Consider the following 22,236-nt stretch of genomic DNA (forward strand, 5'->3'; position numbering starts at 1 on the left):
CGGACTGGTATTCCAATGATGCTATCTCTTCATTTTAATGATGCAATTACAGATATTTGATGATGGATTGATTAATGCCCCATGAATCAAACGGCTTCACTCTTCTAAGGCTGCACAAATCCTTTAGCCTTGAATGATTGGTTCGAATTCAAACTTAAAAGGAGGCACCCATGTCCGACAAGTCAATCATCACCCTCTCCCAGAGCAAAATCCGCCGCACCAAACAATGGAATCGGCTGTATGGCTGGCTACGCCGTCCGGTCAACCTGATCGGCTTGATCGGGCTGTTGTTTCTGGCGTATACGATCATCTGGCCGGTTGTCAATATTTTGCTGACTACATTTGTCTGGAAAACGCAGGATATGCGTATTACCGCTGAAGCGAATCCGGGGCATTTTACGCTGTACCACTGGCAACGCGTGCTGGCGAGCGATATGAGCTTGTCGCTTTTTTATAAACCGGTATGGCATGCAAGTGCCGTTGCACTTGTCGTATCCGTACTATCGATGATGATCGGTTGTGGATTAGCATGGCTCGTCACCCGTACCGATCTTCCATTTAAAAAAGCGATCGCTTTTCTGGCGGTCATCCCGTATTTATTGCCATCATGGGTCATCGCGCAAGCATGGTTAACCTTTTTCAAAAATGACAAAATCGGCGGCACACCGGGCATCTGGCAATCGCTCACACATCTGCACACACCGGATGCACTCGCCTATGGCTTTGTACCGATTGTGATTTCGCTCTCGATTCATGATAGTGTGTACTTTTTCCTGCTCGTCGGGGCGGCGCTCAGTTCGATGAACACACAGCTGGAAGAAGCGGCGAGTATGAATGGGGCAGGGCGATGGACGATTATACGTCAAATTGTGTTTCCGCTAATGCTACCTGCCATTTTGTCTGGGTTTATTCTTACGTTTACACGGGCGATTAGCTCATACGGGGTGCCGGCGATTCTCGGTACGCCTGTCGATTTTTATATGATTTCAACGATGCTATATTCTAGCATGCGGGCAAGGCTGACGACCGAAGCGCATGTGCTCAGTTTGATGTTGATGTTCATCTCGGTGCTGATGATTTACTGGAATAGCCGTGTGGTTGGACGACAGCGCAGTTTTGTTACGATTACGGGTAAGGATCATCCATCTACGCTGCAATCGCTTGGGCGCTGGCGCAAACCGACAGCGCTGCTCACGATCGGCAGTATGACACTTGTATCTGTCGTGCCGCTGCTTATTTTGCTCGTCCAGACGTTTATGCTGCGTGAAGGGGTGTATAGCTGGGATAACCTGACTTTACATTACTGGATCGGCGGCTCGATTAGCGATATTAATTCCGGGGAAAAGGGTGTGCTGCACAATCCGATCTTTTTGCTGGCGCTGCGTAATTCATTGCTGATCGCGGCATGTTCGGCTGTGCTTGCTGCCGTAATCGGCTTGCTGCTCGGCTATGCGGTGGCACGCGGGCGGCAGACATGGATTGGACGAGCGGTAGATCAGGTGTCCTTTCTTCCGTATTTGATGCCGGGCATTTCGTTATCTGCGATCTATATTACGATGTTTGCACGTCCACACTGGATCATTCCAGCACTGTATGGGACGGTCTGGTTGATCATTTTGATCACGGTTGTGAAGGAGCTTCCGTTTACCGTCAAAGCAGGCGGTGCGGCGGTGATGCAGGTAGGCGGTGAACTGGAAGAAGCGGCACAGATGAACGGTGCATCATGGTGGACGCGATTCCAGCGCATTGTATTGCCACTGAATCGGAAAAGTCTACTGTCTGCGTTCCTGATCGTATTTATCGGTGCGATGAAGGAGACGGAGCTGATCATTATGCTCGTCACGCCACGTACAGAAACGTTAACTACGCTTACATTTGAATATGTAGAAAAGGGTTATACGCAGCTGACCAACGTCGTATTGATGATCCTGATCGGTATCGTCATTCTCGTCTATGCGCTGGCCACACGTTATGGCAAAGCGGATCTGACTACTGGAATTGGAGGTCAATAATATGAGTGCCATTGAACTGCGCAATATTACTGTAAACATTGGCAGCAAGCAAGTGCTGCGCGGTATCGATCTGAATGTGGACAAGGGCGAGTTTATGACCTTTCTCGGTCCTTCCGGCTGTGGGAAAACAACGCTGCTGCGCACGATTGCCGGTTTGCAGCAGGCAAACGGGGGTACGATTGTGCTGAGTGGCAAGGAAGTGGCTAATGGTGACACGGCGTACCATCTGGATTCCGCCAAGCGCGGATTGAATCTTGTGTTTCAAAGCTATGCGCTATGGCCTCATATGACGGTATTCGATAATGTTGCTTTTGGATTACGTATTCGTCGCCATAGCAAAAGCGAGATTCGCCAGAAGGTGATGGCTGCACTTCATAAAGTACGCATCGGCGAACTGGCAGAGCGTTATCCTGGTGAGTTATCCGGCGGTCAGCAGCAGCGGGTGGCGATTGCACGGGCGATTGTGACCGAGCCAGAGCTATTGCTGCTGGATGAGCCGCTATCCAATCTGGATGCTCGCTTGCGAGTGGAAATGCGCGCGGAATTGAAGCGGCTGCATCGTGAGCTGGGTGCTACGATTATTTATGTTACACATGATCAGCAGGAGGCGTTGACATTATCATCGCGGATTGCGGTCTTTTTTGAAGGGAAGATTGTGCAGGTAGATCGTCCACAGGCATTGTATCGTCGTCCAGCTACGTTAACCATTGCCGACTTTTTTGGCAGTGGTGGGATGGAGATGAATCATGTGGAAGGACGTATCGGGCTGACTGGAGATGGCAGTCTGTATTTGTCGTCACCTGTATGCTCATTTGCACTGGATGCACAAATGAATACCGATAACGTCACTACGAAGGAGACAGCGGTGACGATAACGATCAAGCCGGAGCATGTACGATTGCAGCGCCATTATGTACCTGGAGCGATTGCCTGTCAGGTCGATACCGTATTTCCAGCAGGCTCGGAAACGACCGTAACCGTATGGGCTGGCGGACGTTTGCTTACTGTGCGTATGCTGGGCGATGCGGAGTATGAGATGGGGGACAACGCCTATATTTTATTAAGCCCAGAACATCTGAATTTGTATCACGGGGAGACCGGCGAGCTACTGGATGGATTATGTCCATGCTCGGTATCATCAACGAATAACGATGCTATACACTATTCTAATCATCCAAACCATTTACTTGCGGAGGGATCTACGCCATGAAAATCGACTTTCATATTCACGCCAAATTGTCCAAAAAAACCGACTTTTCGATGGAGCATTTCAACACCATTCTGGATGAAGCATTAACGCACGGTCTGGATGCGATTATTTTGACTGAGCATTTTAACACCCATCGCTTTGATGAAGTGTATGGCACGCTGGATCGCCATTTTCCGTGCAATGGGCATTATTATGAGCGCAACGGTTTTCGCATTTTTACCGGGATGGAAGTGGATGTGGCCGAGGGTGGACATATTCTGATTAGCGGCCCGAAAGATGAACTGCTGAATGTACGTCACTCACTGGAAGGGCATACGTCACCAGATCGTTTTATCGCGTTAAAGACGCTGTTTGATCTGTGCGAACCTGCCGGGCTGATGGTCATTGGCGGTCATCCGTTCCGTGCTTCCAATCATCTGTATCATGTGACACCAGAGCTGCTGCGTCGATTCGATGCATTGGATCTGAACGGGAAGGATTTGCACGAGCTTGGCATTCAGGAAAATATTGCGAAGGTGCTGACACTGGGTGAGCAGCACGATGTTCCCGTTGTGGCAGGCAGTGATGCGCATCAGATGTTTCAGGTCGGTTGTGTGTGGAATGAGCTGCCAGGCAACTATGAAACGGTTGCTGAAATTCGTGAAGCGATTCATGCTGGTGCATGTACACGACATATTGCACCGTCACTTCATTTACAGGTGCGCGCCGCGAATGCTGTGAAAAAGTTGCTTAAAAAGAAAGTCGAGGTCGTTGAGTCACTGCATGAGCAGGTGTAACTTATCGAGGTATGAAGCGCGTATTGTATATCTATGATCTGTGATGTTCAGTCTGCATAGTGAGCAGAAGTAAGAGTAAAAGCAATCATAAAAGTAATAGGGACAGCAACAGCAGCAACAATAACAATAGCTAAGGCAATCACAGACCGTAGGAACTTGATTTTGATACAGACACTTTGCCATGTTGCAGCAGGGAGGCTAGCCTATGGGCATGACATTTGATCATGTGAAGCTATCTCGCAGTCATCAGCGGGTAGCAGATTATATTTTAAAAAATATCGAAGGCATTCCGTTTATGGTAGAGGACGATATCGCTTCCGCATGTGAAGTGAGCGTATCAACTGTCTCTCGTTTCTGGGCAGAGATCGACTGTCGTAATTTGAAGGAATTTAAGCATCGGGTGAAAAAAGAAGGTCTAGTCTCACCGTCACTTAAATTGCAGGTCGCCTTCGAACGGATGGAAGAGCAGGGAAGTGCCGCTGCGCAAATGCTCGACACGTTACATTATGTACAACAGACAGCAGAACGGCTGGATCAGCATGAATTCGATAAAGCCGTACAAACGCTAGTAGAGGCAGGTACGATCCATGTGTATGGACCTGGCTCTGCACATTCACTCGCGACACTGCTGGAATTTCGACTGACCCGTTTTGGCAATCGAGTACGTAGGATTGAGCATGGCGGCCATGAGCTGCTGGAATCGTTAATCCATATGCGCAAAGGCGATGCGGTCGTTCTATTCGGCTTTGTTGCCGAATCACCTGAACTGGCGACACTACTCGATTATGCTACCGAATGCGGCTGTCGCACATTGCTCATTACCGATCTAACGGTAAGCGATATGCGGCAAAAGGCAGATATTGCACTATATAGCGCACGCGGCGAAGTATGGGAATTTCATTCCATGGCAGCACCACTGGTACTGCTGGAATCGCTAATCGTCGCCATTGGCAAATCGCAGGAACAACGCGCACTGCGCAACAGTGAACAGCTACACCGTTTACGGCGTCAATATAGCAAATGGCTGCCAAAGCGGTTGTAAATGTAGCAGAGAGCAGAGAGCAGTTTCAAGTTGTAAGTTGTACCATCCCTATCGTCTTCTACGTAAAGGTAATGTTTTCTCAGACCCATTGTTCTATTTTCTACGATGTTTCTTTCCATATTGTGAGCAAGTAAGACCGCTTACCAGTGTCAGCATATGCAGGATCATCACTTACTTTATAAAGGGTTAATACAGGGTAGCACTAGCATACATCCTATGCAAAGTGTTACCCTGTATGTTGTTAGGTACGCAAACTCGTAGGAGTGCTATCGCACCCTGTACATTGGCAATACATAACCTGAACTAGAAAGGAAACGACATCATGAACGAAACACTAACTTTGCAGCAGGCACTTGCACAAGTGATGGAACAGGCAACCGCAGCCGATTATATCGAGCGCTTGCCTGCACGTGATATGCGGAACGACCGGGACAAGCTTCAAACGTTAAGCGAGCTGGGCTGGTTATTATACGCACAGGGAGAAAATACGGCGGCATATGAGATTGCCAAGCCGCTATCTCAGGTTCCATTTGATGGAAATTATAATCGCTGGACATGGCTGGAACACGCGAATGTGCTATTGGCTCTCGTAGCACCGGCGGAGCAGGCGGAAGAAGCGAGGCAACACGCGATCACTGCCATTGAAGAAGCTGTACGCACAGGCAAGAAAGATATCGTGCAGGTGAAAAAGCAGGTGCATAAACGTTTTCTCAACGGCGAAACATTGGATACCGATGCGATCCAGCGTAACGTCGATGAGGGGAATCGTACAGATGAAGCGGCACGGCGATTGATTTTATTGAAAAGTTTGCGCAAAATCGAGCTGTTAGGCGGATCGAAAGCCTATCCAGCAGAACGAGCAGCACAGGAGGCGGAAGAGCAGATCGAAGCGGTGCGTCAAATTGCGGCTGAAGTCGGACGGTTTAAGCTATCTCCATTTGCTTGAATCATCATTGCGGGTAGTAGTACGATCTGAATGTGAACAACCTACACGATTCGCCATCATGATTCATGCTAGATTCGTGCTATACATGTACGATACAACGATGTTTTCACTCCTAAATCTATACATTTAAAATCCCATATTTTATAAGATTACGTAAACTAAACCAAATAAGCTTCTGTAAACTACACCAAATTACACTTCAGTTAGTTTATGCTTACTCTGGTTAAGTAGATAGGGAACGTCTATCCGTTCATTATAACGGCAAAAAGCTGACGATACAGATGAAAAAACCTACGCCCGATGCGCATAATTCATGCATCAGGCGTAGGTTTTATTTATTTTATAGTATGGAACATACCTTTAACTCAAGTGCGATATGACGATTAATTCGAAGCATACTGCATAATGACCGCTTCGCGTGTATGCTCATCATAAGATACCCATAGCTCATCGCCTGGTTGCACCCCGTACAATGGCTCGATCGATTGTTCAATCCGGTACTGCTGTCCATCGCGTTCAGCGATAATGCTGGCAAGTGGACGTTCACCCGTTGTCCCGTTATAGATGACGCGCTGTACCGTCATACTGCCTTGCTTGCCTTTTAATAGACGCAATTCGCGTGCAAATTCATGCCGATTCACACTAACTGGTATCCGCATACCATTGCGCATAATCTGTAGCGTCTGTTCCGGTACGAACAAGCTATTTATGCGCGTCACATTGCGATCACCTGCATGGATCGATACATTCATCAGCACAAGCTCGCGATGGTCTGCACGTACATTCATACGCTCATAATTCACCAGACTGGCATCCAGCGTAATTTGATCCTGTTCATCGTTATTGTTCACGCTGCTGCCGTACCGATATAAACGTACTACATCACCGATGCGAACTAGCATTACTGGCGTATATGGCTCATACGTGAAGCCGGGCGCCTGTACAACTGGAATACGATGCGTTTGTCCTGCGGCGTCTACATGCAAAACGACCACATCTGCCCCGCGTACCCTACCCTGACGTTCGATTCGCTGCAATGTAGCCTGTCGAATCATTTCGGGTTCTGCTTCGCGATTGCCGGTATTTGTACCAGGCACCGTATCATTTTCGGTAATAAAAATCGCTTTATCGCGTTTGGGATCGTAACTGATCATGACACGATCACCAACCGATGGTGCATTCAGATACGAGATGACCTTTGTCACATCGATCGTACGCAGTTGCCCTTCATGTTGGAACTCGATCGTGAAGCGCACAAGCGGCTGTTCATTGATGCGCGTACCTGTTTCCTTCATGCGCAGAATGGTCGCATCGTAGACGATACCGCGTTTTAATTTGCGTTGATGCGAACCGGCAGCAATTTTGATAATAACAAACGGCAGAGCGAGCGTCAGAAACGGGACAAACAGCCAGATAATCCAGTTAATTACCAGTGGACCGCCCTGACGAACGTAATCCCAGAAGCCGCGTAATGTTGGCGTATGGCTGTCTGTAGCTCCACTATGACCGTTAAGCTGCCACGCTTTGGCGTCTACATTGCTGAGCTGCTTGGATTGCCCGGTCTGAATATTCATCCATCCGCCAGACTTGCCGGTATAGGAATAATAGACAGCAGGACTATCAGCTTCTTTATAAAATTGCATTTGCCCACTGGTGATATCGTTAAGGCTCAAATTACGTACAAGAGCGGATACATCCGCAGTCTTGCCAGTGACCTCATTGTACACATAAGCACCGATGCGTCCTTCATCCGGATTTTTAGCAGTGGAGCCTGTGATCAGCACCTCGTCTTCATTCAATAAAAATCCGTTCGCTTGATATAACGGTTTAGGCAGTTTTAATAATTTGCGTGACTGACCATCTGCTGATTGGAGATAAGGTTGCTTGGGATAGTCGCTATTGATCACAACGACCGAGCGTCCGCTACGTCCCAGTTGCTTTTGAAAATATTGTTGTGCCTCATCCTTTAAGTCAAAGCTAGCTTTGTCACTGTTCGGCTTGTAATAGACGAGTGGTGTATCCTTATCTGTCAACACACCGCTAATATAAGCAGTCGTACTATCCGCGAGCGTTGCTTCATACATCGGTACCATCGCACCAGCCGTATCGAATGTACCTGAAACGGTATCCAGACGGGTTACTCGTTTTTGTTGCAGGCTGGCAAGTCGATCAAGTGAAGCGTAATGATATTTGCCCCCACGAATCATAGCTATTGCAGGTGCCTTGCTACCATCCGAATTCGATGCATCAGCAGCGGCGATAAGAATCTGTCCGCGCCAACTGATCGTACTGCTGTTTAGAAAACCGCTCTCTGTTATAGGCTTGTTTACAATGTTAGAGTATGTAGAATCCCGGTTGAACTGATAAGCAAGAATATTATCCTGCAAATCTTTAACTGCTATAATCGCGTTTCCTTGCTGGTAAGCGATTACGGTTTGACGAAACATATCGGAGTCCAATCTGGCCATGCCATAATACGTTGTACCTTCTCCGTTGTAAATATTCACAAGCATGTCATCGTCAGAGGAATCATCCATCACAGTGAGCACCTGGGTACCGTCTCCTGAATATAGCACCTGTTTGACATCGGATACGCCATTGCCTACAGCATCCGGTTCATACATTTTGCTAAAGTCGGACCAGACGGAAAAGCTAAGAATGATCGCGGGAATAAAAAAGATTAATGTAAATAGGACTAACGATTTCTTCACGTCGTACCTCCTGCTACTGAATTGAGCACAGAAAAATATATTTATGTATCTATTACATAAACGCCGTACCTGTCTATCGTAACATAGTTTAAACGAGCGACTCCAGCCATCGCTAGAAGACGTGTGCTGTAACATTGTATCGATGTATGGCATGCCAACTAAACAGGTGAGGTTATTTCATCATTTTAGCATATTAAAATCATGCAAAAGATTAGGCGTTCGCAATCGATTGTGTTAGTATTAGGGCAGAAACACACCAGCCCTGATGGGCGATAGAGAGGAACTGAACACATTGAGTAACGAAATGCAAGACAAGCACGAACAAGAGCTGCACACTTCCGAGGAGCATGACAGCGTAGATGAAGTCGCTGTACCTGTTACAGACGGTTATGAATTGCCTGAAAACTACAGCCAGTTGAAAAAGGATGCACATCGCCAGGCAGACTGGAAACGTCGTCTGCAAGCGGCACGTGAATTGGGACAATATTCGCAACCACCTGTCATTGATCTGCTCCAGCATTTGCTTCAGCATGATCTCGTTACAGCTGTACGCGAGGAAGCATATACACAACTGCGCGAGCTTGGTGTAGAAGTCGAACGCCCTGAACCTCAAAGTGGTGAACTGTTCAACCATATGACTAAAACGCTGATCCGTATTAAAAAGAGCCTGCCTGCGGATCATACGTATGAAGATTTCAAAGGTAAACTCAACCGTATGCGTGAAGACATCTATGATACGTATGAGGGCGTAAAAGGTGACGAGTTTGATAACTGGTTGCGCGGTCGCTGGGAAGCGCTCGACCTGACCGTTAATCCGAAGCGTGATCGACCAAAATCAAATCCACGCACAGGTGGCAAAGACACTGCATCGAAGCGTCAGCAACGTAAATAATCGTAACATCCTTACTACTAACTATATTCCAAGTGAAAAGGAGACTATTATGGCTATTCACATTCAAGTGCAACCTACTCCCAATCCTAACGCAGTCAAAGTCAATGCAGATCGTACGATTTTTGAAGGTACAGGTAGCACATCGGTTAAAGCAGGCGAGACGACAGAGCATGCTATCGCTCAAGCGCTTGTACAAATCGATGGTGTCGATAATATTTTCGGTATGCGCGATTTCGTAACCGTAAGCAAGTTGCCGGATGCAAGCTGGGACGATATTATGCCACATGTTGAGCGTATTTTTGAAGAAGCCTAATCGTTTGGTGTAGTACAAAATAGCAGTCTGGTCGTATACGCGATCAGGCTGCTATTTTGCGTTCAGGCATAGTCGCAACATGGATTAGGTATATCTAAATATTACGTTATCAATCAGAATGCTCTTAGTCTTAGCTATTATGAATACTGCATAGGCATGTTCGTGCTTCTACAAGCTCCTGTTCATCAACAATCTGATAAAACGCTACGGCCAATAATGACAAAAATATCAGTTTTCGCATATTGCTTGTCGTAGCATTTCGCTGTATATCTAAGTTAGATGTGTAGTGAAGCGAACGACTACGAGAATACAACGCATAAAGATTGTTTATCACTTCTAAAGTAGAGATCGATGGAGTGGGTCGAGCGCAGGAATTCAATACCAATGTCGTTCAAACTATAAGGAGGAACTATGCAATATGTAGCTGCATTTATCCTGTCGTTTGTGTTTGTGCTCATCGCTATTCCAATGGTACGCAAATGGGCAATTCGTATTGATTTTGTAGATAAACCGCGTCCAGATAATGAACGTAAACTGCACAAAGAACCTGTACCGCTAATGGCAGGCATTGCCTTGTTTGGAGGCTTTGCGATCTCTTACATATCGTTTATGAATACAGGCGGGTGGAAGATGGCAGCGGTATTGATCGGGGCACTGCTTGTGCTTGGTATCGGACTGCTGGATGATTGGTATAAAGTGAGTCGCCGTGAGTTTCCGGCACTTCCGAAAATGCTCGTACAGCTTGCGGCTGCACTTATTGTGTATATGGCAGGAATTCGCTTTTCCGGCTTCTCCAATCCGTTTAACGACCAGTATATTTTGCTGCCAGATTGGCTGCAACTGGTGTTGACGTTGCTATGGATTTTTGGAGTGACTACGGTCATTAATTTTACAGATGGCATGGATGGCCTGGCAGGAAGTTTGGCAACGATCTCGGCGGTAACGCTGTTTATCGTCGCAATGGCACAGGGACAATCGGATTCTGCGATTATGGCGATCAGTCTGGTCGGTGTGGGGATTGGCTATTTGCGCTACAACAAGCCGCCTGCACGGGTATATATGGGCGATTCAGGTGCGACCTTCCTCGGCTTTATTTTAGCGATCATAGCGCTGGATGGTGCGTTTAAGCAGGCGACATTGCTATCATTGTTCGTGCCGATTCTGGCATTGGGTGTACCGATTTTTGATAATATTTTTGTTGTGATTCGCCGGATGTTGCGGGGTCAGCCGATCTATGAAGCGGATGCGACACAGATCCATTATCGTCTGTTATCGAGCGGTCTGAGTCAGCAGCAGGTGTTGCTCGTATTGTGTTTGATTAGTCTATGTCTGAGTCTGTCTTCGATTATCCTGATGTTGCTGCCTGTTTAGGTGCAGCCATCGATTCGAAAGCAGTGTAGTCAAACTTAATCCATGCTAAGCTTGCCCAGGGCATTGTTAACATGGAGTATGATAAAGCCTGTCTGTTCCTATGTTGTATATAGCATAGGGGCAGGCAGGCTTTTTAGATGACATCGCCAGGGATAGGAAATTGATGGAATACCTGTTACACTAAAATAGAGCGAACATGATGTCTGATCTGTCGTATCAAGCAGGGGAATAGGCATCTGCTGGACGTTTTGTAGAAGGAAAGAGTTGACTACTACATACTAAAAGGAGCTGTAGATTATGGGTTTTTTTGATAAATTCCGTCGTAAAAAGCAGTCTACCGAACCAACACCACCACAGCGTACAGAGCAGGAGAGCGGACAGAAGTCGGCTGATTCAGCGAAAGTGAATAGTAATCCAACTGCCTACGGCTATGCTGCTGCCAACGCACCTGAACCGCCGGTAGCTGTACAGCAACCGAATTTACCGGAGCCAGCTAGCTTGCTGCTTGGCTTTGTTTTGCTGGATCGTGCAGAATTCCCGGCGGAGCAGATTATCGCAAATATGAGAGAAGAATGGGGCATTCAGATTGAAGGTCTGGAGCCGGATGACAATATGGTGTTCCAGTTGGCTGATATGCAGGTGGCTTTGGCTTATATGCCAGGACCGATCCCAGATCGTGAAGTAGAAGAGACGTGCAAATATAATATACTCTGGCCTGAAGGCGAGCAGGTCGTATCTACCCATCAGGCACATGTCATTGTGACAGTGATGGGAGTTACCGATCCGCTACTTGGGCATGCTCTGTTCACACAGCTTGCTGCCAGCGTATTACAGCTGGAGCATGCGATTGCCTATTATGCACCACCGATGGTGGTGTCGGCACAAAATTATGTGGAAGGCGCACAGATGCTCAAGGAGCAGGAGCTTCCCGTGCAGTTATGGGTATTCCTCGGTATGTACACAAACGAAGACAGAACGGGCAATTGCTCCTACACCGTCGGTTTGAAAAACTTCGGCAAGGACGAAATGGAGATTATCGATTCCAAACAAGACCTGGGCGATGTGTTTGAATTGATGCTCAATATTACAACGTATGTGGTAGGCAGTAATGTCGTATTGAGTGATGGTGAGACACTGGGCTATTCGGCAGAGCATAAGCTGCCGCTTGTGCGTTCCAAAGGTGTAGCGGTTGAAGGGGATAGTATCAAGATCGGGTATTGATGGAAATTGGTCGTGATGAGATCGATGTATTAGAAGTAGAAGCATGGATGCGATCGACATAGGTAAGGTAGAGCATATCATCGCATCGGTAACTAATCTAATACACTAATGATAATACATCAAGAGCCGTGCGATCCTATTGTGGATCAACACGGCTCTTTAGGATATAGCGTTAACATCAATTAACATTCACATATGGCATATACATGACCGTAAGCTTTATACAAACGAATCAGTTTTACAAAACTAAACCGCTTATTTCACCGTAGCTTGGCTTTCCGCCATTCGCCCTTTAGCTTTATTCTCGCCATCCTCAACATGACGCGACCGCAACATCCGCCAGCCGGTCAGGAGAGCCGCAACAAGGCAGATACTTGCCGAAACAACAAACACAACATGCATACCGGATAGGAAAAGTTCTGGACGATCTGGGATCAATCCAGTAACACGCTGACCGGCCTCCTTACTCATTACACCGAATAGTGTACTGGTTGCCACTGTAATCCCTACCACCATGCCGACATTACGAATAAGCGAGTTCACACTGCCTGCAATGCCAAGCTGTGTTTTGGCAATGCGAGACATGATCAATGAATTGTTTGGCGATTGAAACATGCCTGTACCGATCCCAAGCATCGCGACCCAGGTGCCAACGATCGGAATCGGACTGCCTTGATGTAGACGTGCTAGTCCAAACTGAGCGATAACCATAACGATCAACCCGGCAAATGTCAAAATTTCTGAGCCGATCCGGTCAGACAGTGCACCGCTTAATGGCGCGATAATGACCATCATAATCGGAAACAGCATCAGTAAAAATCCAGCCTGAAACGGCGACAATTGCAAAATACTTTGCGTATAAAATGGCGCAATAATATTAAAGCAAAAATTCGATACAAAGACGAGAAATCCGCACAAAATCCCGAGCGAAAACAGCGGATTACGAAACAAACTCAGCTGTAACAGCGGCTCCCGTTTACGCGCTTCTACCCATAAAAATACACCAAGCAGCACCGCTGCAATGACAAGCGAACCGACAATGCGTGTATCGCCATAACCAAGCTGTTGCCCCAGAAGCAAGCCTGCAAATAAAAATAAAATAAAGCCTGTAAACAGCCCTGTGCCTGCCTTATCCATTCGTGCGCCGGTTTTCACCATATCTGCCGGCAGCAGCTTCCAGCCAAATGCGATTGCAATTAAACCAATCGGAACATTGACCCAGAAAATAGCCTGCCAGCCAAGCGTGGATAAAATTACACCACCTAGACTGGGTCCGGCAATACTACCTAGCGATACAAATGTACCTACCAATCCAAGCGCCTTGCCGCGCTCGGTTGGCGGAAAAATATCGGTTACGATTCCCTGACTGTTAGCCATCGTCATTGAAGCACCAATCGCTTGAATGACACGCGATACGAGCAAAAAAGTAAGGCTGGTGCTAAAACCACATAATAGTGAACCGAGTAAAAAGATCATCATGCCTAGCTTGAAAATCCGAATTTTACCGATACTATCCCCAAGCTTGCCAAAAAACAAAATCGCTGCACAAATCGCCATCAGATAGCTTGTCGTTACCCATTCGGTTTGCGCCACAGGTAGCTTTAACGACTCGGAAATCGTAGGCAATGCGATATTTACAATACTGCCGTCCAGTGTAGACATAAACGTAAACAAATTCATCACGATCAGAATAATCCAGCGTCTACGCTGAATGTCGGGATCATCCTGATACGTACGTTGTTTTGTCGCTTCTGCCATTGGTAAACCACCTCTTTTGTAAATAGTTGCGTGCGCAACCATATGAATTAAATTGAGTATAAAACGAAATGGTTGCGTCTGCAACTAATAACATGTATATTTTTTGATACAATATGATTTAAGCTTATGTTTCATATATCCAGAGTTGCCGCGATCAATCATTCCACTTGTCTGATCGTGGATACATGTGAAGTGACTCTGAACGATAGTGGCATATTATACCGGTAACATGATCCGGCAGAGAAGGTGTACAGACATGAAAAAAGACTCGATCGGCAAGCTGATCTCCTATATTAATCGACTGAATCAGAAGCAACTAGCACGTAGTTTTAAGCCGCATGGCATCGGCAGTGGTGGACATCATAGCTACTTGAAAGCGATTTTACAGCGTCCGGGTGTGAATCAGGATCAGCTAACGAATGATCTCAAATTCGATAAAGCGACGACTGCACGCTCGGTACGTCAGCTGGAGCAGGAAGGCTATATCGAGCGGCGAGTAGACCCGAATGATCGACGTGCGTATTTGCTTTATCCGACTGAGCGAGCGAAAGCGTTCGAGCCGATTTTGTATCAGACGTTACAGGAGGCGAATGAACGCTTAACGAGCAGCTTGAGCGCTGAGGAAAAGGAGCAATTATGGCACTTGCTCAACAAAATGTATCATAGCAACAATGAGTAATAACATCGTCGGTACAAAAAGCGATTGACATCGCGCAGAGGCATCATATAAGATGGCTGTATAAATAAACAACGGCGAATAACAAGCGAAGCACGCTTAATGTCCTCAGGGCATTTTGCGTGCTTTTTTGTCGTTCATGTTTATAGAAAGGAGCCAAAAGGGTGGAGATGATGCTAAATGAAGCCGAACGATTAATCTTTGCTCGCAAGCGCAAAAAGCTGTCACAGGGCGAGCTTGCCAGGCAGATTGGTTCGTATCAGACACGGATTAGCCGATTGGAGAATGCACAAAGTAAGCCAACGGAAAAGGAAAAGTTACTCATTCAGCAGGCGCTTGATACATCGATCTGGGCGATAGCGGCTGGCGAATAATATAATATTTAGCAACAATCGATAATGAATTGAGCCTTAGTTAAGGAGTGTTAACAACGTGTCCAGTATTCGTTTTCGGATGAAAAATAAAATGTACGCTGCTGTAATCGGCGGCTTGATCGTCGCGATTTTATCGTCACTCGGATACATATTTTTAATCCATTACCAGTCCAAGCAACTCAAAATGATCAAAGCACAATATGAAGTTGAGCTAACGACCGCGCAACAAGCATTACAGGAGCAACAAGCCATTTCCAGCAAAATTGTAGTCACAATCGGCGATCTAAAGGCAGGCGATACGATTGGCAGTAAGCAATTAACGACCGCATTTGTATCGCGGCAAGGCGCACCAACGAATGCGATTGCTGATCCGAAACAGCTAATCGGTAAAGTGATTAAAATCGATGCAGGCAAAGGGACAGCACTCACACCGGCTATGGTATATGCAGAAGGAGCGACGCCAAATGATTTGCGTAGCCGTGAATACAGCGTGATGGAGCTGCCGGGTAAGTTGAAAAAGGGTGACTTTGTGGATGTGCGGATCGGCTTTCCGAACGGTAGCGACTATATCGTGTTATCCAAAAAGAAGGTCGAGGATCTGTCGGGCACCACGGTCTGGTACAACATGAACGAAGCCGAGCTGCTGGCGATGAGTAGTGCGATCGTAGATGCGTATTTGCAAGGTGCGCGTATGTACGCCATCTCCTATGCTGATCCGTACATGCAAGCAAAGGCGATTGCCAACTATCCAGCTAATACCGATGTGATTAACCTGAGCCAGTCTGATCCGAATGTGCTTGAAAAAGCGACTTTACAGCTTAGTAAGGAAGCACGCGCTACACTGGATATGAATTTGAGTCGTATGAGCGAAGCAGACAAGGCAAAAGTGAGTGGAGCAGCGGTATCGCAGCAAGCTAGCGAATCCTCGGCGGCAGATCATACAAGCAGTACAACCGATTCGACCGGTAGTTCTTATGCGCAGGATATGATCGTTTCAGAAACGTCTTCCCTGCAATCATCGTCGCCAGCTACGTCTACAACAAGCCCGGATACCGACCCTGAGGCAGCAAGGGACGACGAGTCAAAGCGACCAGCAGGCATTGTTGCTCCGATTGAGAATAAAGCAACGTCATCTTCATCAAGTTCAACTACTCATTCTAGTAGCAGTCAGACGGAGCAGAAGGCACAGGATGTGTTTGAACAGCCATTAATTAAATAATCGTGCAATTCAGTTCAGTTCAGTTCAGTTCAGTTCAGTTCAGTTCAGTTCAGTTCGGTATCGCTGTATAGATGTATAGATGTTACACAGTACATGCCACGATATAGGCATACGAATATGCAATCACCATTCTTTACATGGATCGCAGCTCATTTTGAAGGAGGATGAATATGAAATACTCATTATTTCTTGGCGCCGCAGATATTAGTGATTTGCTTATTTATTTGAGTAAATTTTTGCAAATGGCAGGTCGCCGCGTACTGCTCGTTGATGCTAGCACAGAAGGCTTTATTCGTTACAATACACCGATTATCGCCAATGAAGAAGGGGTGTCAGAATACGATGAATTTGATATCGGCTATGCGTTCACTGACTTTGCCGAGATGAAGCAGCAATTTGACGAAGAGCAGCAATATGATCATGTGTTGGTGTTATGTTCACAGCCTGATTTTATTCGTATGAATGATCTGGAAAGCTTTAAACAACGGTTTGTCGTCATATCGCCAGAACGCCGTTCATTGGAGAAAGTGATGGAACTGATGGGAGTTATGCTGGAGAAACGGGATGTTACTCAGCCGCGGATTCCATTTTGCCAATTGTTTGTCCAGCAGGTAGATAGCGGATTGGCAGAGGATTATACGGAGCAATTACTCGGATACTTGCCGATTGTATTTGAAGAAAGTTCGTTTACCATTCCATTTGATGAAGCGGATTATATGCAAAAGATCATGAATCAAAATAGTAGTACAGTCAGCATTAAACGGATTTCGCGACCACTACGAACGGCGATTCAACAAATGGCAGGCAATGTGAGCGAGCTGGACAATCAGGAGTTAAAAAGCTATACGAAAAAATTATCACGGAGGAGTCAACCAGTATGGGGAATGTAATTGCGTTCTGGGGTGTACGTCCGGGGCAGACAGGTAATTCTTCCAATCTGGTCGCATCCGCAGCGATGATGGCGCTTGATTACGTGAGTAGGGTGCTGGCAGGACATACGCAGTATGGTGGCTCACTTGTGGAAGATGCTTTGCGCAAACAGCAGCGTGCACTGGATGCGATGTCGATCGCCTACTCTGCCAGTGGCATCGATTCGCTGGAAAGATTGGCTCGCTCCGGCCAATTGACCGCTAGTACGATGAAAGATTACACGTTGCCTGTATTTAGCGGCTCACTTGATTTGCTGCCAGGCACAAACAAACCCCATTCGGATTTGTTTGTACGTATGCACGAAGTGGCTGTTCCCATCTGTCAGGCAGCTCGCAACGCTTACGATCTGACACTGCTGGATGCAGGCAGTGGCAACGGACATGCACTGAATGATGCAGTGATCGCTAACGCTGATCTTGTCGTCGTATCGCTCAGTCAAAATCGAAGTCTGCTGCGTGAATTTTTCGAACGGATGCCGGAACATCTGACAGCCAAGCCATATGTGTTAGTCATCGGCCAATATGATCCGGCTTCACAGTTGACGCTTAATAATATTCGCCGACTGTTCAAGCCCAAAATGCCATTGTTTGCTTTGCCTCATTGCACAACCTATATGGATGCGTGCAATGAGCAAAAGGTAGTTGAGTTTTTCCTGAAACGCAAGCATGTTCAGCTGGATCAGCCAGATTACCATTTTATACAGTATATTCGCAAACTGAATAAAGGCTTGTTCGAGGCGCTTGAGGTCGATTCGAATATGTATGCGAAGGAGGCTTGATTGACAGATGAATAGTATCGATCTGAGTTTGTTCATCAATCGTGTCTGCATCGGTCTTATCGTACTAATTCTATTTGTACTCGTTTATTTCAAGCTGAGTTATAAAGGAGACGAGCGCGAGCGAAAAGACAAGCCAAACAACAAGTATACACTGCCCGAAATTATCGCTTACGTCAAATTGGCATTACATGAGATGACTTCTGCATCGCTGGATGATCTCGGTTTATCAGAGGAAGAGTATAATCGCAGACTGAATCAGCGAGCGACGTTAATCAAGTCACTCAAAGACTGTACACATGGTGATTCCAATGCCAAAACATTTGTGAAAAGCACGATCTTTGATCTGCTGCTCAAAACGTATGATTTTACCGAAGACAATATGAATGGAGTCATTCCTTTTCACCATCCGCTCGCGCTTAGCAGTCAGGAGAAGTTCGACATTATGCTGTATCAGTATAGGGCGATGTATGGACTGCAAGGGTTATCGCGTTTGCTGGAGGAACATCGATTAGCTGAGTTAAAGCATCGACCGGATGGCAGTGGATCAGGTTCGTATGTGATTACAGCGGAAGAGATAGATGAAGCATATGACCAGTTCCGCAGTGTACTGCATTTTGAGGATAAGCTACATATGATCGTACAGCGCGTGTATCAGACATTCAAAGGGTTTAGTGTCATTGATGAAATCCGCGATATGAAGATCGATGGAGTGAGCGGTGGTGTATCCGGTGTCCCGATCAGTCAGGTGGAATATGACGACGACTTTTACGATTTTACAACAGCAATTAATGAGCATGAGATTCCGTTTAGCCATGATAGTGTGTGGATTTTTTATCGTGGTAAATCGGTGCATCTGGCGTTTCTATCTTTTGGTACCGAAGCGGAATTGAAGCGGGTGTGTCAGAACATTTATCGGTATAACCATCCAGGTCAGCTATCCGAAGCGAATGGTTTTAAAGTGAATGAGATGAAAGATGGCAGCCGGGTCGTTGTTGTGCGTCCAAGCTTTGCGGAATCATGGGCATTTTTCGTACGTAAATTCGATCCGGCTGCGGCGACGTTAGATCAGTTGATTACCGATCAAATTCCGAATCATGATCTAGTCAAATCGCTGCTGATTTATTTGATGAAAGGTGGACGGATTGTAGCGGTTACCGGCGCACAGGGTTCAGGTAAAACGACGCTACTCATGGCACTTGTCGCTTACATTAACGAAACGTTCACGCTGCGTATTCAGGAGATGTCATTTGAGCTTCATCTGCGCAAAATTTATAACAGGCGCAATATTCTGACATTTCGCGAGACCGAGACGGTTACCGGACAATCGGGACTGGATGTGCAAAAGAAAACGGACGGAACCGTTAATATTCTGGGCGAGGTTGCAACTGACGAGGTAGCGGCCTGGATGATCCAGATGGCACAGGTTGCCAGCTTGTTTACAATTTTCACGCATCATGCGAAGACGTTTAAAGATCTGGTGTATTCGCTGCGAAATTCATTGCTCAAGCAGGGGATTTTTAGCAATGAGAAAACGGCAGAGGAGCAGGTTGTGCGCGTATTGAATTTCGATGTGCATTTACGCAGAGACCCGGACGGCACACGTTATATTGAGCGTATTACCGAATGTATCGTGCTGGATGAAGAGGAGTATCCGACCAGCTTCCGCGATGCAAGGCGATCGGATGAACGCTTTACGGCGATGATGGAAAGTATGACAGCGTATTTCCAGCGCTCGACCGGGCGTAAAGTAGGCGAGGGATGCAATATTATTGAATATCGCGACGGTCAGTATGTTGCTGTACATCCCATTTCGGAGCTAAACCGCCAGCAAATGCTGGACATGATGGAGCCTGCTGATCAGCTTCGATTTAAGCAATTTATCGCTGCGAATTGGGGTGTGGTAACCGTTGACGCTTCTTAATGTATTAACGTACGTGTTGATCGGTTCAGCATTCGGCTTTGTTGTGCTGCTGGCTGCTTTCCACTATGTACAGCGTAACAATCGGCAAAATGGTAATGCGGAAATGTACAAAACGTATCTCGACTATATCGGCTCCGGACGTTCCAAACGTATTCGCCAGTATAATCATTTTCTACAGCAGTCGTATCAGGCTTATATACAAGTTCCTTTTCTACGAGCTTATATCATTCGTGTACGTAAGCGGCTGCAATCGATTCACTCGTATGACGAATTTTCAATGCGTCGCGAGACGATGAAGATTGTGTTTGTCACCCTGGCGATGGTGTCATTGTTTATGCTAACGCTGTTGTTTATGAACAAGGATCTGACCTTTATGTTTATGATTGCGCTGACTGCGCTCGTTATGAATGGGATGCTGATCGATGCGTTTGTAAATCGCGTAGAGAATCGGTTGCTTGTCCAGCTCAAGTCTGTAATGGACGATGTGCGTCACAGTTATCAGCAGCATGGCATGATCGAGGAAGCGCTACACGATGCGGCAGAATCGTCTACACATGAAGCTTCTCTACATGCGAAAAAGGTATACGAGATTCTGGTTGCAGCAGAGCCGGAAAAGCAGCTGCAAAGCTATTATCAGGCCGCGCCTAATCGGTTTTTAAAAGCATTTGCGGGTATCTCGTATCTGGTGAAGGAGTTTGGAGATAAGACGGTAGCGGATGGCTCACTCTATTTAAGCAATATGAGCAAGCTAACTGGTGAGATTAACCTGGAACTGCTCAAGCGTACAAAGCTAAGTTATTTGCTTAAAGGATTAATCGCGATTGCCATTGCGCCGATTTTGTTCACCAAGCCGATCGAGTTATGGGCGAAAAATAACTTTCCGATTATGGAGCAATTTTACGACAGCAAATTCGGTTTCTTTTTCAAAATCATTATTTTTGCGGTCATTTTATTGTCGTATATTTTGTTGAAAAAGCTACAGGATCAGCAGGAAGGTATATATCAGGCGAAAGTACGCAAACTATTGTGGGAGCAAAAGCTGCTACAGTTTCGTCCGCTGGAGTGGCTGGTGATACGCTGCATGCCAGCCAAGCGCACGACCGCTCATTTTCGCATCCATACTTTACTTAAAGATGCCAATGCAGGTACGCCGCTGGAATGGCATTATTTGCACCGAATTGTGCTGGCAGGGAGTCTCTTTGCGATCATGCTATCTTCATTTCATACGATGCATTCGATTACGATTCGCAATATTTTGACCGCACCGACGCAAAATGAAACGATGTTCGGTCAGCTTTCTCCGGAGGAGTTAGCGAAGGCGCAGGAGCTTACTGCCCTGGATACTCGGATCATTAACCGTCTGAATGGAATCGATCCGCAGCAATTATCGGATCGCATGATGCAAGAGGTATACACCGACAATCCACAGGCTAGTAATAGTCCATCATTTTTAACGACGGTAGATCGTATCGAACATAAAATGCGTGTGCTGCAATCAGAATATTTTAAATGGTATGAGCTGGTCATTGCACTGGCGATCGGGGGGATCGGCTATTTTATTCCGTACTGGATATTGCTCTTTCAAAAAAAGATTCGTTATATCGATATGCAAAATGAGGTGGAGCAGTTTCACACGATGATCGCGATGTTGTGCCAGATTGATCGGATGTCGGTCGATATCATACTGGAGTGGATGGAGCGATTTTCGACGATTTTTAGAGAGCCGCTGCATCGGGCTGTGCTTGATTTTGAAAGTGGGGCAGAGCAAGCACTAGACATGCTAAAGCAAAATGCGCCATTTATACCGCTTGCACGCACGATTGATAAGTTGATTTTATCGGTAGAGCGCATTCCGATTCGAGATGCATTTGATGATCTGGAGCATGAGCGTAATTACAATTTTGAGAAGCGCAAGCAGGATTATGAACGGATGATCGAAACCAAGTCAGAATGGGGACGGATGATCGGTTTCGCCCCGATGGCGGCACTAACGTTTATTTATCTCGTTTTACCTTTCATCTATATGAGCTTTGAGCAAATGGGTGCTTATTATGAGCAGCTAAATCAGTTGTAAATTGTAGCAAAA

General features: G+C 46.4%; 18 protein-coding genes. 16 read left to right on the forward strand and 2 right to left on the reverse strand.

The window, feature by feature from the left end; all coding sequences use genetic code 11:
• Window positions 1-170: 170 nt before the first annotated feature.
• The 5 genes from AAHF22_RS16835 (at window position 171) to AAHF22_RS16855 (ending at window position 5,986) form a co-directional block, all read left to right on the forward strand.
• Window positions 171-2,012 carry an ABC transporter permease gene (locus AAHF22_RS16835; protein ID WP_347326182.1) on the forward strand — a complete coding sequence of 614 codons (1,842 nt, stop codon included), beginning with the start codon at window positions 171-173 and terminating at the stop codon, window positions 2,010-2,012.
• Window position 2,013: 1 nt separating this feature from the next.
• The gene (locus AAHF22_RS16840; RefSeq protein WP_347326183.1) at window positions 2,014-3,222 is read left to right on the forward strand and encodes an ABC transporter ATP-binding protein; all 1,209 of its coding nucleotides are present in this window, start codon (window positions 2,014-2,016) and stop codon (window positions 3,220-3,222) included.
• Window positions 3,219-3,998 (forward strand): PHP-associated domain-containing protein, encoded by a 780-nt coding sequence (locus AAHF22_RS16845; RefSeq protein ID WP_347326184.1) that lies wholly within the window; start codon window positions 3,219-3,221, stop codon window positions 3,996-3,998. The genes AAHF22_RS16840 and AAHF22_RS16845 overlap by 4 nt, the downstream gene beginning before the upstream one ends.
• Before the next feature lie 205 nt (window positions 3,999-4,203).
• A complete protein-coding gene (locus tag AAHF22_RS16850) occupies window positions 4,204-5,040 on the forward strand; it encodes a MurR/RpiR family transcriptional regulator (protein ID WP_347326185.1) in 837 nt (278 codons plus the stop codon).
• 322 nt (window positions 5,041-5,362) lie between these two features.
• On the forward strand, window positions 5,363-5,986 hold the full coding sequence (locus tag AAHF22_RS16855) for a DUF6707 family protein (protein WP_347326186.1): 624 nt from the start codon (window positions 5,363-5,365) through the stop codon (window positions 5,984-5,986).
• 383 nt (window positions 5,987-6,369) lie between these two features.
• On the opposite strand, the gene AAHF22_RS16860 is transcribed toward AAHF22_RS16855, so the two are convergent.
• Complete coding sequence (locus AAHF22_RS16860) at window positions 6,370-8,697, reverse strand: hypothetical protein (protein ID WP_347326187.1); 2,328 nt, start codon at window positions 8,695-8,697, stop codon at window positions 6,370-6,372.
• 292 nt (window positions 8,698-8,989) lie between these two features.
• On the opposite strand from AAHF22_RS16860, the gene AAHF22_RS16865 reads away from it, so the two are divergent.
• From AAHF22_RS16865 to AAHF22_RS16880, 4 genes are all read left to right on the forward strand, one after another.
• Window positions 8,990-9,589 carry a HEAT repeat domain-containing protein gene (locus AAHF22_RS16865; protein ID WP_347326188.1) on the forward strand — a complete coding sequence of 200 codons (600 nt, stop codon included), beginning with the start codon at window positions 8,990-8,992 and terminating at the stop codon, window positions 9,587-9,589.
• Window positions 9,590-9,638: 49 nt separating this feature from the next.
• Complete coding sequence (locus AAHF22_RS16870; protein WP_347326189.1) at window positions 9,639-9,902, forward strand: NifU N-terminal domain-containing protein; 264 nt, start codon at window positions 9,639-9,641, stop codon at window positions 9,900-9,902.
• A gap of 411 nt (window positions 9,903-10,313) precedes the next feature.
• Window positions 10,314-11,273: a glycosyltransferase family 4 protein gene (locus tag AAHF22_RS16875; RefSeq protein ID WP_347326190.1), complete on the forward strand. Its 960-nt coding sequence runs from the start codon at window positions 10,314-10,316 to the stop codon at window positions 11,271-11,273.
• A gap of 297 nt (window positions 11,274-11,570) precedes the next feature.
• Complete coding sequence (locus AAHF22_RS16880) at window positions 11,571-12,494, forward strand: DUF4261 domain-containing protein (RefSeq protein WP_347326191.1); 924 nt, start codon at window positions 11,571-11,573, stop codon at window positions 12,492-12,494.
• A 255-nt stretch (window positions 12,495-12,749) separates the two neighbouring features.
• Here AAHF22_RS16880 and AAHF22_RS16885 read toward each other — a convergent pair whose 3' ends face one another.
• The gene (locus AAHF22_RS16885; protein ID WP_347326192.1) at window positions 12,750-14,252 is read right to left on the reverse strand and encodes an MFS transporter; all 1,503 of its coding nucleotides are present in this window, start codon (window positions 14,250-14,252) and stop codon (window positions 12,750-12,752) included.
• Between the two features lie 256 nt (window positions 14,253-14,508).
• On the opposite strand from AAHF22_RS16885, the gene AAHF22_RS16890 reads away from it, so the two are divergent.
• The 7 genes from AAHF22_RS16890 (at window position 14,509) to AAHF22_RS16920 (ending at window position 22,224) form a co-directional block, all read left to right on the forward strand.
• On the forward strand, window positions 14,509-14,931 hold the full coding sequence (locus AAHF22_RS16890) for a MarR family winged helix-turn-helix transcriptional regulator (RefSeq protein WP_347326193.1): 423 nt from the start codon (window positions 14,509-14,511) through the stop codon (window positions 14,929-14,931).
• 167 nt (window positions 14,932-15,098) lie between these two features.
• Window positions 15,099-15,302, forward strand: a complete 204-nt coding sequence (locus AAHF22_RS16895; protein WP_347326214.1) for a helix-turn-helix transcriptional regulator — start codon at window positions 15,099-15,101, stop codon at window positions 15,300-15,302.
• A 58-nt stretch (window positions 15,303-15,360) separates the two neighbouring features.
• Complete coding sequence (locus tag AAHF22_RS16900; protein ID WP_347326194.1) at window positions 15,361-16,521, forward strand: SAF domain-containing protein; 1,161 nt, start codon at window positions 15,361-15,363, stop codon at window positions 16,519-16,521.
• Between the two features lie 170 nt (window positions 16,522-16,691).
• Complete coding sequence (locus tag AAHF22_RS16905) at window positions 16,692-17,411, forward strand: hypothetical protein (RefSeq protein ID WP_347326195.1); 720 nt, start codon at window positions 16,692-16,694, stop codon at window positions 17,409-17,411.
• Window positions 17,399-18,229, forward strand: coding sequence for a CpaE/TadZ family protein (locus AAHF22_RS16910; RefSeq protein WP_347326196.1), 831 nt, complete (start codon window positions 17,399-17,401; stop codon window positions 18,227-18,229). The genes AAHF22_RS16905 and AAHF22_RS16910 overlap by 13 nt, the downstream gene beginning before the upstream one ends.
• A 7-nt stretch (window positions 18,230-18,236) precedes the next feature.
• Window positions 18,237-20,150, forward strand: a complete 1,914-nt coding sequence (locus AAHF22_RS16915) for an ATPase, T2SS/T4P/T4SS family (protein WP_347326197.1) — start codon at window positions 18,237-18,239, stop codon at window positions 20,148-20,150.
• The gene (locus tag AAHF22_RS16920) at window positions 20,137-22,224 is read left to right on the forward strand and encodes a hypothetical protein (protein WP_347326198.1); all 2,088 of its coding nucleotides are present in this window, start codon (window positions 20,137-20,139) and stop codon (window positions 22,222-22,224) included. Before AAHF22_RS16915 ends, AAHF22_RS16920 begins: the two co-directional genes overlap by 14 nt.
• The last annotated feature ends 12 nt before the right edge of the window (window positions 22,225-22,236 follow it).

Origin of the sequence: Paenibacillus wenxiniae, from assembly GCF_039822605.1 — a bacterium.
GTDB classification, from domain to species: domain Bacteria; phylum Bacillota; class Bacilli; order Paenibacillales; family Paenibacillaceae; genus Saccharibacillus; species Saccharibacillus wenxiniae.

Coding starts and splice junctions, on each gene's coding strand:
- AAHF22_RS16880 (WP_347326191.1), top strand. CDS start 11,571: ATGGGTTTTTTTGATAAATTCCGTCGTAAAAAGCAGTCTACCGAACCA.
- AAHF22_RS16915 (WP_347326197.1), top strand. CDS start 18,237: ATGAATAGTATCGATCTGAGTTTGTTCATCAATCGTGTCTGCATCGGT.
- AAHF22_RS16890 (WP_347326193.1), top strand. CDS start 14,509: ATGAAAAAAGACTCGATCGGCAAGCTGATCTCCTATATTAATCGACTG.
- AAHF22_RS16870 (WP_347326189.1), top strand. CDS start 9,639: ATGGCTATTCACATTCAAGTGCAACCTACTCCCAATCCTAACGCAGTC.
- AAHF22_RS16855 (WP_347326186.1), top strand. CDS start 5,363: ATGAACGAAACACTAACTTTGCAGCAGGCACTTGCACAAGTGATGGAA.
- AAHF22_RS16875 (WP_347326190.1), top strand. CDS start 10,314: ATGCAATATGTAGCTGCATTTATCCTGTCGTTTGTGTTTGTGCTCATC.
- AAHF22_RS16910 (WP_347326196.1), top strand. CDS start 17,399: ATGGGGAATGTAATTGCGTTCTGGGGTGTACGTCCGGGGCAGACAGGT.
- AAHF22_RS16895 (WP_347326214.1), top strand. CDS start 15,099: ATGATGCTAAATGAAGCCGAACGATTAATCTTTGCTCGCAAGCGCAAA.
- AAHF22_RS16905 (WP_347326195.1), top strand. CDS start 16,692: ATGAAATACTCATTATTTCTTGGCGCCGCAGATATTAGTGATTTGCTT.
- AAHF22_RS16885 (WP_347326192.1), bottom strand. CDS start 14,252: ATGGCAGAAGCGACAAAACAACGTACGTATCAGGATGATCCCGACATT.
- AAHF22_RS16840 (WP_347326183.1), top strand. CDS start 2,014: ATGAGTGCCATTGAACTGCGCAATATTACTGTAAACATTGGCAGCAAG.
- AAHF22_RS16835 (WP_347326182.1), top strand. CDS start 171: ATGTCCGACAAGTCAATCATCACCCTCTCCCAGAGCAAAATCCGCCGC.
- AAHF22_RS16845 (WP_347326184.1), top strand. CDS start 3,219: ATGAAAATCGACTTTCATATTCACGCCAAATTGTCCAAAAAAACCGAC.
- AAHF22_RS16850 (WP_347326185.1), top strand. CDS start 4,204: ATGGGCATGACATTTGATCATGTGAAGCTATCTCGCAGTCATCAGCGG.